Annotated in this window: 18 protein-coding genes; 9 read left to right on the forward strand and 9 right to left on the reverse strand. The window is 49.1% G+C overall.

Going from position 1 to position 15,039, the window contains the following annotated elements:
• Positions 1-707: trypsin-like peptidase domain-containing protein (locus H6F51_00035; GenBank protein MBD1820919.1), on the forward strand; the 707-nt coding region annotated here is incomplete at its 5' end.
• Here H6F51_00035 and H6F51_00040 read toward each other — a convergent pair.
• From H6F51_00040 to H6F51_00055, 4 genes are all read right to left on the reverse strand, one after another.
• The gene (locus tag H6F51_00040; GenBank protein MBD1820920.1) at positions 704-1,951 is read right to left on the reverse strand and encodes an MFS transporter; all 1,248 of its coding nucleotides are present in this window, start codon (positions 1,949-1,951) and stop codon (positions 704-706) included. The two genes, H6F51_00035 and H6F51_00040, sit on opposite strands and share 4 nt — an antisense overlap.
• Positions 1,952-1,995: 44 nt before the next feature.
• Positions 1,996-2,412, reverse strand: coding sequence for a fasciclin domain-containing protein (locus tag H6F51_00045; protein ID MBD1820921.1), 417 nt, complete (start codon positions 2,410-2,412; stop codon positions 1,996-1,998).
• An 85-nt stretch (positions 2,413-2,497) separates the two neighbouring features.
• Positions 2,498-2,758 carry a hypothetical protein gene (locus H6F51_00050; protein MBD1820922.1) on the reverse strand — a complete coding sequence of 87 codons (261 nt, stop codon included), beginning with the start codon at positions 2,756-2,758 and terminating at the stop codon, positions 2,498-2,500.
• Between the two features lie 71 nt (positions 2,759-2,829).
• On the reverse strand, positions 2,830-3,321 hold the full coding sequence (locus H6F51_00055; protein ID MBD1820923.1) for an LOG family protein: 492 nt from the start codon (positions 3,319-3,321) through the stop codon (positions 2,830-2,832).
• 29 nt (positions 3,322-3,350) lie between these two features.
• On the opposite strand from H6F51_00055, the gene H6F51_00060 reads away from it, so the two are divergent.
• Positions 3,351-4,322, forward strand: a complete 972-nt coding sequence (locus H6F51_00060) for a glycosyltransferase (protein ID MBD1820924.1) — start codon at positions 3,351-3,353, stop codon at positions 4,320-4,322.
• Between the two features lie 107 nt (positions 4,323-4,429).
• Entirely contained in the window at positions 4,430-5,146 is a 717-nt protein-coding gene (locus H6F51_00065) for a response regulator transcription factor (protein ID MBD1820925.1), read from the forward strand.
• Here H6F51_00065 and H6F51_00070 read toward each other — a convergent pair.
• Positions 5,109-5,948, reverse strand: coding sequence for a hypothetical protein (locus tag H6F51_00070; protein ID MBD1820926.1), 840 nt, complete (start codon positions 5,946-5,948; stop codon positions 5,109-5,111). The genes H6F51_00065 and H6F51_00070 overlap by 38 nt on opposite strands.
• Before the next feature lie 371 nt (positions 5,949-6,319).
• Between H6F51_00070 and H6F51_00075 the strand changes: the two genes are divergently transcribed.
• Positions 6,320-7,018 (forward strand): PHP domain-containing protein, encoded by a 699-nt coding sequence (locus tag H6F51_00075; protein ID MBD1820927.1) that lies wholly within the window; start codon positions 6,320-6,322, stop codon positions 7,016-7,018.
• Between the two features lie 127 nt (positions 7,019-7,145).
• Positions 7,146-8,429: a Glu/Leu/Phe/Val dehydrogenase gene (locus H6F51_00080; GenBank protein ID MBD1820928.1), complete on the forward strand. Its 1,284-nt coding sequence runs from the start codon at positions 7,146-7,148 to the stop codon at positions 8,427-8,429.
• Between the two features lie 46 nt (positions 8,430-8,475).
• On the opposite strand, the gene malQ is transcribed toward H6F51_00080, so the two are convergent.
• Positions 8,476-9,987 (reverse strand): 4-alpha-glucanotransferase, encoded by a 1,512-nt coding sequence (malQ, locus tag H6F51_00085; GenBank protein MBD1820929.1) that lies wholly within the window; start codon positions 9,985-9,987, stop codon positions 8,476-8,478.
• A gap of 104 nt (positions 9,988-10,091) precedes the next feature.
• Between malQ and H6F51_00090 the strand changes: the two genes are divergently transcribed.
• On the forward strand, positions 10,092-10,523 hold the full coding sequence (locus H6F51_00090; protein MBD1820930.1) for an NUDIX hydrolase: 432 nt from the start codon (positions 10,092-10,094) through the stop codon (positions 10,521-10,523).
• Positions 10,524-10,531: 8 nt separating this feature from the next.
• Positions 10,532-10,921 carry a RidA family protein gene (locus H6F51_00095; GenBank protein ID MBD1820931.1) on the forward strand — a complete coding sequence of 130 codons (390 nt, stop codon included), beginning with the start codon at positions 10,532-10,534 and terminating at the stop codon, positions 10,919-10,921.
• Positions 10,922-11,047: 126 nt separating this feature from the next.
• On the opposite strand, the gene H6F51_00100 is transcribed toward H6F51_00095, so the two are convergent.
• Positions 11,048-11,620 (reverse strand): thioredoxin fold domain-containing protein, encoded by a 573-nt coding sequence (locus H6F51_00100; GenBank protein ID MBD1820932.1) that lies wholly within the window; start codon positions 11,618-11,620, stop codon positions 11,048-11,050.
• A 29-nt stretch (positions 11,621-11,649) separates the two neighbouring features.
• Positions 11,650-12,405, reverse strand: coding sequence for an HAD family phosphatase (locus H6F51_00105; GenBank protein MBD1820933.1), 756 nt, complete (start codon positions 12,403-12,405; stop codon positions 11,650-11,652).
• Between the two features lie 113 nt (positions 12,406-12,518).
• Between H6F51_00105 and H6F51_00110 the strand changes: the two genes are divergently transcribed.
• Positions 12,519-13,280 (forward strand): hypothetical protein, encoded by a 762-nt coding sequence (locus H6F51_00110; protein MBD1820934.1) that lies wholly within the window; start codon positions 12,519-12,521, stop codon positions 13,278-13,280.
• Positions 13,281-13,286: 6 nt separating this feature from the next.
• Here the strand turns inward: H6F51_00110 and H6F51_00115 are convergent, their stop codons facing one another.
• Complete coding sequence (locus H6F51_00115) at positions 13,287-14,321, reverse strand: molybdopterin-dependent oxidoreductase (GenBank protein ID MBD1820935.1); 1,035 nt, start codon at positions 14,319-14,321, stop codon at positions 13,287-13,289.
• 126 nt (positions 14,322-14,447) lie between these two features.
• Between H6F51_00115 and H6F51_00120 the strand changes: the two genes are divergently transcribed.
• Positions 14,448-15,039 (forward strand): protein kinase (locus H6F51_00120; protein ID MBD1820936.1); only part of this gene is annotated, 592 nt, incomplete at its 3' end.

Below are 15,039 nucleotides of genomic sequence, written 5' to 3' on the forward strand. Positions count from 1 at the left end.
CCACCCCTGTAGAGACGATCGTTCAACCGCCATCTCGGTTTGAAGTGGCAGCCTTAGCCGTCTCGAACCAACCGCTCTCGATCGCTCAATTAACCGGACGCAGCGTTCCCGCGATCGTCAGAATCCGCACAACTAGCGGACGTGGAAGTGGATTTGTGATCGATTCTTCGGGACTGGTGATCACGAATCATCATGTCGTGGGTTCTGCATTTACGGTGAATGTCGATCTGTATGATGGCAGTACCCGCATCGGGCGAGTTTTGCGGCGCGATTCTGAACTTGATGCCGCGCTGGTTCAACTCGACGGCGAATCGACCGAAATTTCTGGCTTACCACTTTGTCAGACGAATGCAGTGCGAGTCGGAGAATCGGTGATTGCGATCGGCAATCCTTTATCCCTTTCTAATAGTGTGACTCAGGGCATTGTGAGCGGATTTCGACGCGATGGCGATCGCAGCTTAATTCAAACAGATACCGCGATCAATCCAGGTAACAGTGGCGGCCCTTTGATGAATCGCCAAGGTGCAGTCATTGGGATTGTGACTGAGAAGATCGCCAGTAAAGGGATTGAAGGACTGGGATTTGCTTTACCCATCGAACAAGTGCTGCATCGGCTGAATGTCCAGATCGTTCAACCCGATCGCGCAGCACTCGATGACTGTGGCAATCCGATTGCAACCTCTCAATCGGAGCAACGATCGCTCTAAGTCGTCAACAACTGATCTTTGGGAATGGCATAGGGATCTTTGCCATATCCCAAAGCAAACCGGAATGAATGCGCCACGCTTTTACTAGACAGCGTCATAAACACAATCAATGCCGTGAAGACGACGATCGATGAAACCGCATACAATCCCCGATAGCCGATCGCACTAGAAACACTGCCTAAAATCGGGCCTGCTAAAGCAATTCCAAGATCAAAGCCACCGACGAACAAACCGAAAATCCGTCCGCGCTCAAACGGCTGACAGCGATCTGCAACCAGCGCGATCATAATCGGCAGAACTGTTCCGCCGCCAAATCCTTGGAGTGCGGCTGAGAGCAAAAACAAGCTTGCAGAATTCGCTTGCCACAACAAAAGCATTGCAACGGTATAACAAAGCAACCCGATCGTAATAAATCGTCCCCGCCCATAGCGATCGCTTGCCTTTCCAGCCACAAACCGCGCCAGAAATCCCGTAATCGCCCCGGCTGTGTAGAACAGTCCGGAATTTAGCTCTACTCCAGCACTCTTAATGTGGAGTGGAATAAAGGTTGAAATTGCTCCAAATGCAATCCCCACAAGCAACATCGTAATCGTGGGAACCCGGATACGATCGCTGAGCAACAATCGCCAAAATACACCTTGGGTTTTAGAGTTTTGCGGTTGATGCTGGACTGGCGGCGCATGAACGAACATGGCGCAAGTCAGGCTCATCATGCCTAGCAGTGAACTCATCACAAACACAGCGCCATAAGTGGTGAGTTCTTGGAGATACCCGCCCAGCGCTGGGCCTAATGCCATCCCGATCGGATTCACTAAGCTCATATATCCGATCAGTTCCCCCCGATTCTCAGCCGGTGCGAGGTCAACGACCAGCGAACTATATGCCGTTGTCAGCGCGGCAATGCTAATCCCGTGAAAGGCTCTAACCAGCATTAACAACGGAATCGACTGCGTGAGTAAATGACAAATCGGAGCCAGTGTTGCAACCGCGATTCCAATCAGCAGGACAATCTTGCGTCCCTGCTGATCTGCCATTCTGCCAGCTTGGGGACGAAAGATTAATAAGCCGATCGCAAATGCGCCCATGACAATTCCAAGCTGATTGTCCGGTGCGCCGATCGATTGTAAATACAACGGCAGAGTGGGTAAAAGGCTGGCTAAACTCGCCCAAAACAACAACCCTGCCGTAAACAATACCCCCAGATTTTGCCGTGTCTGGGGGGTTAACTTGGCAAACGTACTCAACGCTTTATTCCCGATTAATGAAGGATCCTAGAATATGAAACGGTTTAGCTTCCCGCGAGAATAGCAGGCATCAAAATGCCATCGATCGCATGAATCACACCGTTATCCGCCAAAATATCTGCTTTCGTCACAGCAATATCGTTAACTTTGATTCCACCCTGATGATCGACCGCAATCACCGATCCTTCAAGCGTTGGCGCTTCTTCGATTTCGGTCAAATCCTCAAATCGAACATCACCATCCAAAATGTGATAGCTCAGAACGCGACGTAACTTCGGTAAGTCTTCGAGCAGTGCATTCAGGGTTTCCTTGGGCAACTTGGCAAAGGCTTCATCAGTCGGAGCCAGTAGGGTGAACGTCCCATCATTTTCAAGCTCTGAAGCAATGCCAGCTTTGTCGATCGCCGAAACCAGCGTTTTGAATGATCCCGCTTCGGATGCAGTTTGTAAAAGATTTGCCATAGTGACTGTCCTATTTAATTCTCCCTTTAAGAAAGAACATTGCGATCGAATAAACATCGAACGAAAGGGAGAATTGAGGACAAAGCTAGGAATCGCTAGATCCTTGTGTGCTGTCTAAAAGGTTCTTTTTCGACGTTCTTAGCTCATTCCATAACCCCTTGATCTGATGGTAGGCATCATCGGGTGAAATTTTTCCCGATGTTTCTAAACCGCATAACAAGGAGACCCGCTGGGCGAATTCCTGTAAATTTGCATTGAAAGCTAGATGCTCCGGCGTGAAGTTTCCCCGGTAGTGTGCATTCGGGTACAAAAAATCTTGTTTTTGTTGCTCTGGTGTCTTATCCACAGTTCCACCCTTGGTTTTCGCTTGTCTCTGTATTGTAAGGTGACAATTCTGTGCTGAAAAGTGAAGATGAATTATTTTTGTGCGGCAAGAATTGCTTTTAGTTGACAAAGTGCTTCTTCTACGGTTGCTGCAATGCTCACCCGTTCTGGATCGAGCGATCGCCAAAAGGTTTGCGCGATCGACTCTGCGCCCAACAAAATCACAGACTTTTTCGCTTTCAGCGCTAAAGCAATCTCTGAAGCCGTTCCCGCCCCCATGCCGCAAGTCACGATCGCCTGACTCGATAGCACGTTGATGTTATTTCGCGCATTTCCCATATCCGTGATGATCGGAATGTCGATCGCATCGCTCATTGCGGAATTCTGGTGCGGCAAAATGCCGATCGTCAATCCACCACAGCTTTTTGCCCCTCGGCTGACTGCATCCATGACTCCAACATTGCGCCCACCGCTCAAGACCACCCAGCCAGACCGCGCAATGCCCGCACCGAGTTCGTAAGCCGTTTGAATTTCGAGCGGAGTCGCTTCTTCAACTCCCATGACCCCGACGATCGTTTTGGGCATTTTGATCACAGAACTGATGCAACGTGGATATGAGTTTTTTACCATTCGTTTCGATTATTGTGCCAATTTACAACGGTGAAACCGATTTACCCGCCTTGCTCGATTGCCTACGGGCACAGACTTATCCCCATTTCGAGTGCTTGCTAGTCGATAACAACAGTAGCGATCGCACCGCCGAACTTTTAAAGGCAGCAGAATCGGAGCGCATTCGATCGCTGAAGCAATTCCAGATTCAAAGTTCTTATGCGGCTCGTAATACAGGCATTCAAAATGCAACCGGGGAAATTCTTGCCTTTACCGATGCCGACTGTCGCCCCGACCCGGACTGGCTGACCCATTTGGTGCAGCCATTTATCGATCCAGCCGTGGGATTGGTCGCTGGAGAAATCAAAGCGCTTTCGGGACACACCTTGTTAGAGCAATACGCCGATCGTCAAGCAACCCTCTCGCAAAAACACACGCTGAATCATCCCTTCTGTCCCTACGGTCAAACTGCCAATCTCGCCGTTCGGAGGGCAGCACTGCCCCAAGTCGGCTTATTTCGTCCCTACTTAACCACTGGCGGCGATGCGGATATTTGCTGGCGAATTTTGCGCCAAACCGATTGGCAATTGCGCTTTGCAGAAAGCGCGATCGTGCGTCACCGTCATCGCGCTACCCTGGCTGAACTCCGGAGCCAATGGCGCAGATACGGACGTTCAAACCGCTATCTTCATGAGCTACACGGCATCGCCCTGATGCGCGAACCCCATTTTGCGGAATACCGTTACCGATCGCTGCGCTGGCTCCTGAAAGAATTACCGATCGCATCGCTGAACCTGCTTCGAGGCAAAGCCAGTTGGGTCGATTTGATCAGTACCCCGATCGGGCTTCTTTGTCTGCAAGCTCGCGCTCAAGGGCAACGACAAGCGCAACTTTCAAAGGCAGCCCATACGATCGAACCCGTAAGCAATTCCTGCTTACCAAACTTAATTGATTCAAAATTCGCTAAATTTGAGTAAATGCGTGGGTTTAGCGAGACGTTTCGTTTGGTTCTAGACTTGGGAAGTCCCCTAAGCCGAAACCCCGACTGAACCCACATCAAACCTATGCGTTAGAGGAATCGATCATGCCGGAGCAACTTCTATTAGTCGATGACGAACCTGGACTCCGGGAAGCGGTACAAGCCTATCTCGAAGACAGCGGCTATACGGTACACACTGCGACCAATGGACAGGAAGGATGGGAAACCGTGCAGCGCGTCCTGCCCGATCTCGTGATCACCGATGTGATGATGCCCCAAGTCAGCGGCTACGAATTCCTCAAGCAACTGCGCGACGATCCCCGCTTCAAAACGCTGCCTGTGATCTTTCTCACCGCACGCGGCATGAAAAGCGATCGCATCCAGGGCTACGATGCAGGCTGCGATGCTTATCTACCCAAGCCGTTTGATCCGGAAGAACTCGTGGCGATCGTGGGACGGTTGCTTCAGCAAAGAGCAGATATCAAATCAACAGGCGGCGATAGTGATGTCAATCTTGCAGCACTTTCGCGCCAAATTGCTGAAATTCAAGCCGAACTCAAAGGGCGAGGCGCGATCGCTCAAAAGACCACTCCGATGAAGCTCGATTTCACCCCCAGAGAACAAAGCGTTCTCGACTTAGTCGTGGATGGGTTGATGAACAAAGAGATTGCCCGTCGGCTCGATACGAGCGTCCGCAACGTCGAGAAATACGTCAGTCGCCTGTTTAGCAAGACGGGCACCAATAGCCGCACTGAGCTAGTCAGATTCGCACTGGAACACGGACTCATGACTCCCAATCAGCAACGTCAAACTGGAGCGTAATAGCAGTGTGGGGGCTGCGATCGATCGTCAAGTTCGCGTTTAGCTGATACACGAGCGAATTGATGATCTGGAAGCCTAAAGTTTGAGGGCTGCTCAGGTCAAAATTTGCGGGTAATCGATCGCCCGTGTCGCTTACGGTGAGGGCAACTTGCGAATCCTCGATCCGGAGCGACACTGCAATTTCTCCAGCTTGATCAGAAAGTCCATGTTTCAGCGCATTTGAAATCAGTTCGTTCAAAATCAACCCAACGGCAACGACTTGATTTGAAGCCAGTTCGATTTCTCCACGGACAAGGGTTTGCAGCGTGATTCGCTCTGGCTCGATCTCATAAGTTTGCGCCAATAACAGAGTTAACTCCTGCACATATCCACCGAGGCGAATGGTTGTCGCATTACTCGATTCAGATAATCTTTCATGCACCAGCGCCATCAGCCGGATTCGAGTCTGGTAATTCCGCAGCAAGGATTGAACAGCGGCATCTTGCGATCGCAGCACTTGCAGATCGATCAAACTAGCAATAATCTGCAAATTGTTCTTAATGCGGTGGTGAATTTCCCGCAGCAGCATCTCTTTTTGCTGCACTGTCGCTTGCAACTGGTCGATCGCAGAGCTTTTTGCCTGAATCAGCGATCGTGCCGCTTGCAAAACTTGAATTGCTGTCTGTAACTCTTGATCAATCTCGGTTTGAAAGGTGGGATTTAGCGCCGTTTGGGTCAACAAGCGATCGCGAATCGAGGCGAGGGTTTGCCGGATCGTTTCGATCTGCTGGGCAAACTCGCCGTTATTCATACTAGAAATCATTTACGTCTCAGGAACTCAATCAAAATTAGCCGAGTGCTGCTGCGAAGGCGACTGAGCAAGGGGCAACATCAATGCACCATCTCAGAGTGTTCAGAGGCTTGCACGACATTTCTGCAACCCATGCAAAAAACACTTTTACTAGCAAGGAACTTAACGACTCATGCATTTGGGGCTTGATATCATAATTTACCATTAAATACAAGGTTGAATACTCTGAATGTGCCAGTTTTCTCTCAAGAACGGTCAATACACCTGATGATCGACATCAGCTATACTCAATGTCTTAAGTGTTAAATACTGAAACGTTTTTTTAAGCGGTACATTACAGTAGAGATAGACTCGTGAAATGCCAGTAACGTTTGAGGCGATTTATGGCTGCTAATCTTGCTTCCAGTTCGAGGGTCGCGACACCAGCCGCACAAGATGCGGTAGCGCTACGAGAGGTTTTCGCATCGCTAACGGCTGAAAGTTGCCCGCTCACCTACAACTTCCACATGCACACGACGCACTCGGATGGACAGCTACATCCCGAAGCGCTCGCACAACAGGCGATCAACCTATCGCTCAAAGGATTTGCCATCACGGATCACCACCAGATCAACGGGTACAAAATGGCACAGCGATATCTAGAAACCCATCAGGTCGGTGCAACAGTTCCGCATCTATGGACAGGAGCTGAAATCACCTCCAGATTGCTTGAAACTGAAGTACACATTCTAGGGTTCGCGTTTGATCCGGAGCATGGCGCGATCGCGTCTTATTTGCAAGGCAGCGCACCGCGAGGAGAATGCGCTCAAGCTGCACGAGTGATTAGCGCCATTCATCAAGCAGGCGGAATTGCGGTGTTGGCGCATCCAGCGCGATATCGACGATCGGCAGATGAATTAATTCCAGCCGCAGCAATGGTGGGGATTGATGGGGTAGAAACGTTTTACGCTTATAACAATCCGAAGCCTTGGAAGTCTAGCCCCAAGGAAACAGAGCGGGTGACGCAGCTAAAGACTCAGTTTGGTTTGTTGAGTTCTTGTGGAACGGATACTCACGGAATGAGCTTGCTACAGCGTCTCTAGGCATTCAATCTCTAGGCATCTAATCTCTAGGCACTCAAACAGTGTGATAGTTAATTTCTGCGTCGAAACTGTTTTGAGAAATACTAAAGCTTGATAGGGTGGCAACAGCCTTTCATCACAATGGGTTATGTCTTCCCTTTTATCAGACGCTTCACAACGATTACAGCAAGCATTAAAGTACACCTCGCTTTCAGAGGACGCGATCGAGTCTTTGAAATCCGCAAAGGCATCGCTTTCAGTGTCGATTCCGGTGCGAATGGATGACGGGTCGCTGAAAGTGTTTCAGGGCTATCGGGTGCGGTATGACGATTCACGGGGCGCAGGTAAAGGGGGAGTGCGGTATCACCCAAATGTGACGCTGGATGAGGTGCAATCGCTGGCATTTTGGATGACGTTCAAATGCGCCGTGCTCAATTTGCCGTTTGGGGGGGCGAAGGGTGGCATTACGGTTAATCCAAAAGCCTTATCACGGCTTGAGCTAGAGCGCTTGAGCCGGGGATATATTGACGCGATCGCCGATTTTATTGGGCCGGATGTGGATATTCTGGCTCCCGACGTTTATACAAATGCAATGGTGATGGGCTGGATGATGGATCAGTACAGCATCATTCGGCGGCAGAATACTCCGGGTGTGGTTACAGGCAAGCCGATCGCGATGGGGGGCAGTTTGGGACGAGATACGGCAACGGCAATGGGTGCGTTGTTTGTGATCGAGGCAATGTTACCTAAGTTTGACAGAAAGCCCCAAGACACCACGATCGCAGTGCAAGGATTTGGGAATGCGGGAGCGACGATCGCAGAATTGCTGCATCGGGCTGGATATAAAGTGGTTGCAGTCAGCGATTCTAAAGGTGCAATCTATTCCGAAGCTGGACTAGATATTCCCAGCATTCGCCAACACAAAAATGAAACTCGCGCTCTGCAAGCGGTGTACTGCGAAGGTAGCGTCTGCACGGTGACCGAGCACGATCGCATCACCAACAAAGAACTGCTTGAACTGGATGTCGATGTGCTGCTGCCGGCTGCGTTAGAAAATCAGATCACCGAAGCAAATGCGAACAACATCAAAGCAAAGCTAATCTTTGAGCTTGCGAATGGGCCGATCACCTCTGCTGCCGATGCGATTTTAGAGCAGAAAGGAATTTATGTGTTTCCAGATATTCTAGTTAATGCGGGCGGTGTCACTGTCAGCTATTTTGAATGGGTACAGAACCGCAATGGCTTGTACTGGACATTAGGCGAAGTGAATCAAACGCTCCAGCGCAAGATGGTTGAGGAAACAGAGTGCATTTGGTCGATCGCACAAGAACTATCGATTCCCGTCCGAACGGCTGCCTATGTTCATGCCCTGCAACGATTGGGAGAAGCTCTCGATGCCAAAGGGACTCGCAACTATTACACCAGTCGATGAACGACACGCGCCCTTCTCAGGGCGCGGTTTCAGGCATAGTTCTGCGTTAATTTGAATGCTTGCTTTGCGGAGCGCGTCCGAATAGATGCGTCAAGCTTGCAAATCGATCGCGAATCTCATCGCTCAGCATCTCCGATCGATACCGCCAGCCCCAATTGCCTTCTGCTTGCCCTGGTGCATTCATCCGGGCATCGGTTCCTAAGCCCATCAGGTCTTGCAGCGGAATGATAGAGAGTACGGCAACTGAACTCATTGCCACGCGAATCAAATCCCAGTGAATGCCTTGATGGCTAATGCAGCCAAGATAGTTCAATAAGTTATCGCGCTCATAGTCTGAAAGCTGCTCATACCAGCCGATCGTTGTATCGTTATCGTGTGTTCCGGTATAAACAAGACAGTTGTGTGGATAGTTAAACGGGAGATAGGGATTATCCGGAGCAGATCCAAAGGCAAAGTGAATGATCTTCATGCCTGGAAACTCAAACTTGTCTCTCAGTTGTTCTACTTCGGGAGTGATTACACCCAGGTCTTCAGCTAAGATTGGCAGCTTACCTAACTTGCGATCGAGCATCTGAAAAAACAACTCTCCTGGTGCTTCGACCCAGTTTCCATTTATTGCCGTTTCTTCACCCTGCGGCACTGCCCAGTAAGCTTGAAAACCGCGGAAATGATCAATCCGAATCCAATCGACTAAATCTAACATGGCTTCAAAGCGCTGCACCCACCACTTGAAGTCAGTCTTTTCAAGGTACTCCCAATCATAGATGGGATTGCCCCAAAGCTGTCCAGTTGCACTAAAGTAGTCCGGTGGAACACCCGCCATCAGTTCGGGATGACCCGTTTCAGGATCAAGCCTGAAGTTTTGTGAGTTTGCCCACACATCCGCACTATCGTGCGCGACATAGATGGGAATATCTCCAATGATCTGAATCCCATTTTCATTTGCATGTTGTTTGAGCTTAATCCACTGCCGGAAAAACTCGAACTGGAGGTATTTTTGGTAGAAAATCTCGTCTTGTAAGCGTTCTTGAGCGTGTCCGATCGCTTCCGGCTTAAACCGCATCAGTTCCGGTTCCCACTCGTACCAGCTTTTCCCACCGCTTTCTTCTTTCAGCGCCATAAATAGCGCATAATCTTCGAGCCAGTAGGCTTTGCGAGTACAGAACTCAGCAAACTCTCGTTGCTCAGATTCACGATGCTTGAAGGCTTCACAAGCTTTGCGCCACAACGGAGCTTTCGTCGCATAAACGCGATCGTAATCCGTTCCATTCAGCCAGAACTCCGGCAGATTGGCAAAGTCTGATTCTTCTAATAATCCCCGATCGCGCAGCGCTTCTAGGCTAATCAACAACGGATTCCCTGCCATTGATGAATACGAGGCATATGGTGAATTTCCATAGCCTGTTGGCCCAAGGGGCAACACTTGCCAATACTGCTGATCGCTCTGCACCAAGAATTCAATAAAGCGATGAGCTTCAGCTCCCAACTCACCAATACCAAATCGACCAGGGAAACAGGTAGGATGCAGCAAAACGCCGCTCGATCGTTTCAAAGACATAAAATCAACGCGAGGAAAAGGCTCCCAGAACTGTAACATAGAGCGAAAAGCGCAATCTCTGCCGAAAGAAGAATCAAGATTTATTCGGAAAACGTAAACTTTCTATGGCTCATCGCAATCCTGCTCCCACCGTGGACATCATTATCGAATTAATCGATCGTCCTCATCGTCCGATCGTCTTAATCGAACGCCTCAATCCTCCCCACGGTTGGGCAATTCCCGGTGGATTTATTGATTACGGCAATTCTGCTGAAACGACTGCACACAACGAAGCGATCGAGGAAACCGGACTCGAAATCGAACTGGTGGATCTGCTGGGTGTGTATTCTGCTCCCGATCGCGACGAGCGCCAGCACACGATGAGCGTTGCTTATATTGCGACTGCTAAAGGCAATCCCAGAGCGGGAGACGATGCGAAAACCGTGCGCGTGATCAACATTTGGGAGATCCCACCAAATTTATGCTTTGATCACGATCGCATTTTGCACGATTATTTACAGTACAGAAATTATGGAATGCGTCCAAAGCCCCTATGAACAAACCAGTGAAGAAAGTAATTCGGACTGATGCGGCTCCGGCTCCGGTTGGCCCCTACAATCAAGCGATCGTCGCTCAAGGATTAGTCTTTGTCGCGGGGCAAATCTCGCTTGATCCTAGAACGGGCGAGATTGTCGGTGCGGGTGATATTGTGGCGCAAACCGATCGAGCCTTAACCAGCATGAAGGCAATTCTAGAGGCGGCGGGTTCGTCGATGGCAAACGTCGTAAAGACGACGGTGTTTCTGAAAGATATCAATGATTTTGCAGCCATGAATGCGGTGTATGCCAAGTATTTTGAGGAAGAAAGTGCGCCTGCTCGAATTTGTGTGGAAGTCGCACGATTGCCCAAAGATTTGTTGGTTGAAATTGACTGTATTGCAAGCGTAAATAATTAACGGCTTGTCGGTAGGGACGTTCTCACGGAATAGCTCTACAGTTAGAAAACGCGATCGCTGCTTTCTCAACGAGCAAACGATCGCGCTTGATTCGACTAATCCGGCATACTATTCGGTCAAATGGTGTTAAGACTTCTCGACGACTTGAGCGCCGTGTCCGCGTGGATCGCTTGGTTTGGCGCTTGATTTGGTGCTGGCAGGTGAGGAAAACGCCGAAGTTTGTCCGATGCTTTGGGCGTGGGGAAGTTCTGTGCCCATCGATAACGCAATCAAATTCTCTTCTACGATCGATCGCGGTTGCTCACCAATCGCTTGAGCGATCGCATTCCCTGTTTGATCCATATAAACAAAGTGCGGAATGCCATCGACGCGATAATGCAGAATTTCGGGCAGCCACTTGTCGTTATCCACATTCAGCATGACGAAATTCACTCGATCGCCATAGCTATCTTTGAGTGATTTTAGCTCTGGAGCCATTGCCTGACAGCTTGTACACCAATTAGCATAAAACTCCATCAGTGTCGGTTTGCCGTTGGTTAAGGCAACTTCTAGTGGTGTAGAAGCAGCAGACATTTCATTCAGCGAAACGCCTGTCGTTTGAGTGCGGAGTCCAAGCACCATCGCAACAGTAAGCACGATCGCGCTAATCACAATCAGAAAATTGCGGACACGAGCCGCGATCGGGGTTGAAGATTCCATAGCGTTTGTGAGTTCCTATCTTGCTTCTTTCAGTGTACCGAGATTACTGCGTCGGCGAATTCACAAAATCCCATTCCTTCCGGCTGCGTGGTGATGTAGGTTGGTAAGTGCTTTAGTTGCGTTTGATAGTGCTGAATGTTGGCAACTCCGATCGACATTGAAAACTGAGACGCATCAAATAAACTTTCATCATTTGGACTATCGCCAACAGTTGCAACTTGCTTCAGGTTGTACTGAGGAAATCGATCGCTTAAAACCTTTAATAGTCCCTGTGCTTTGTCTTGTTGCAGTCGTTTAATGTGACATTGAACATTGCTATAAGTGAAGCCAAAACCACGTTTTTGACAGAGCAAGCTTAATTGATTAAGGTCTGAAACTGCTAACCCAGCAACATCAAATGTCCAATCGGTAAGACGAAACGCATTATCACTGGATTCTTGAATCTGTGGAAACTGCGATCGTAGTTCTAAAAACATTTCTGCTAACTTCTGGCGATGCACTTTCAAGTCCGCGATCGGCACTAATAATTCTTGTGTTTCACCTTGATAAAACAATCCGCCGTTTTCGGCGATCGCCCCTACGATCGGTAAGTAATGGACTAAACCATTCACCCAACCCGCTGATCGTCCAGTTACAATCAGCACCGCAACTCCGGCTTGATTCAGCCGATCGAAGACTTGTAACAGTTGAGGCGTAAATTTTTGACTGATGGTTAACGTTCCATCCATATCAGTTGCAATGAGTTGAATTGACTGCAAATCGGGAGCGCTACTGAGCGGAATCATCGTTAGCTGCCTCGCATTGACTCCTTAATTCTTTCATGTTGTAGAAACACTGAAATATTTACTCTGGTTTCTGGGCACTCTGAAACCGACGATTCTCGCCCTGAAAAAGTCCTATGTCACCTCACGCTTATCCCCTGCTTGCTCAAGCTGCTGTCAAAACTCAGCCCGCACCTAAGCCACAAGTTCAAACTGGGGCAAACATTTGGATGACGACTTCGGGGGCGCTGTTTTTGATGCTTGTTGTGTTAGGAATTCTCTCCACAATCCAAGCTAGTAAGCTGAAAAAACAAGTGAAGTTTGAGATGCTCAAAAATCGCGAGTATCAGAAAAAATTGAAATATGCGGTAGAAACGATCGGCAAAATGGAGCGCAACCCCGATCTGATTCACTCGCGCGAATTTAACCTCGATTATCTCCGGATGCGAATGGCGGAAGAAGTGTTTCACTTTGCGATCGTCAATCAAATTAAGATCCGCGTTAAAGATAAAATCACGGTCGCCCTGCGTCCGACCCAAGCCAATCAAGGCGAAATTGGCATTGCCAGCACAGGTCGCCAAGTCGATGAAATCTTTGACGTGCTATACAAAACAGGTGAGACGGCACAATCGACTAGAGTTTTGTTCCGCATTCAAATCAAGATTCTGAAGCTTCCAACTCAGCCTACTTCAGTCACCATTAATCAGATTATTGATTGCTTTGAAACCTTCCTCAGCCCAACCCACGAGAATGATACGTGGCAACCTGCGGTACAAGGCAGAATTGCCAATATGCGCTGGGATCAAAACGCTAAACCAACGCCATTGCTGGTGCTAGAGCAAACGCAAGAAGGCTCAAACGTGACGTTTAGAACGACTCGCATGGCGAATAACTCGTGATGTCGTCTAAGCTTCTAGTGTAGTTTGAATCCGCAAAATCCCAGAACTGCCGTCTTTGCCGTTGGAGTCCTCGATCGGTTGCTGTTGTCGCTCCGATGTTGCTTTTGCTAACAAGTTATACTTTCCAGCTTGATCCGGCTTCCACAAATAGCGCCACAGCGTCCATTCATGCGGTGATTCTGGACGATTTTGTTCCGCAGTTTGCCAGGTTGAACCATTGTCCGTACTGATTTGAATTGATCGGATTGGAGTCGATCGATCCAGCGCAACCCCCGCAAGCATTACGCCCTTCTCCCAGTTATCGCGGCTCAATGTTACTTGATGGCGCTTATTCCACACTCTCGAATCTTGCACCTGACGCATCAATGAATGCGTTGGTATCTCAGCCGTATTCGACCAGCCTTGGTTCTCCCAAAATCCGGTTTTGGGTTTCGCGATCGCCTCAATCCCGACAATCCATTTCGGTTGCTTCTGCCCAAAATGTCCCGGAATCAGAATTCTCACTGGATAGCCATGTGCCGCCGTCAACGGCTCACCATTCATCCGATGTACCAATCGCACTTCTGGACGCATCACTTCCGCCACAGGCAGCGTCGTTTCGTACCAATCTGCGCCCTTCATCGCAATCTCGATCGCGCTCGATTTCACACCTGCCCGTTTGAGAAAGGGTAAAAGCGGTGTGCCTGTCCACCGTGCATTTCCGATCAAATTCCCACCTGCCGGATTTCCGATACATTCCATCGTCAGGTAAAACTCTTCCTGCGGTGCATTCAGAATGTCTTGTAGGGTGAGTGTAATCGGCTGATTGACTTCTCCTGTAATTTTGAGTTGCCATTTCTCTGCATTCATCTGAGAAGCCAGCGCATAAGACTGCACATAGAACTCATCAATCGGTGTAATTACATGATCGGGGAGCGGTGCAGTGGGATTGATCGAAAACAACAGATCCATTGCCTTAGCCTGACAGCCGCCCAAAACGCTGGCTGCAATCAAGCCACCTGATGTTTGTCCCAACAGCCTTAAAAGTTCTCGACGGTTCACGGAATTTTAGCGATCGACAGTGAGATTATTCTAGTCTCTGCTGACCGCCCGAAAAAGCGTCTGCATAAATCTGCTCAAGTAGAAATCCAGTGATACAGTTGATTAGCATCATTTCTTTACCGAGCTATGAGCTTACCGCTTCCTGATGGCACGATCGTTCAAAATCGCTACCGGATTCTTCGAGTCTTGGGGCAAGGCGGTTTTGGGCGGACTTATCTAGCACAAGACACGAATCGGTTTAACGAAATCTGCGTTCTCAAAGAATTCGAGCCACGATCGCAAGGCTCAAAGTACGCTCAAAAAGCGGAAGAACTATTCACCCGCGAAGCTAAAGTCCTGCATCAACTTCATCACCCGCAGATTCCGCAGTTTCGCGAGTTGTTTCAGGTGAAAACGCAGAATCGAGAGCTATTGTTCTTAGTGCAAGACTATGTGGAAGGGAAGACTTACGAAGAACTGCTCAACGATCGCCGCAATCAACATCTCACTTTTAGCGAATTAGAAGCAGTTCAACTGCTGCAACAGCTTTTGCCGGTTTTGGACTACATTCATCAAGCAGGCATTGTGCATCGAGATATTTCACCCGATAACATTATTTTGAGACAGTGGGATCAAAAGCCTGTCTTAATTGATTTTGGTGTAGTGAAAGCGGCGGCAACTCAAGCCGTTCATTCGGCTCAAACGCTGGTCGGAAAGCCGGGATATGCACCGATCGAAC

The organism is Cyanobacteria bacterium FACHB-DQ100 (assembly GCA_014695195.1).
GTDB lineage: Bacteria > Cyanobacteriota > Cyanobacteriia > Leptolyngbyales > Leptolyngbyaceae > Leptolyngbya.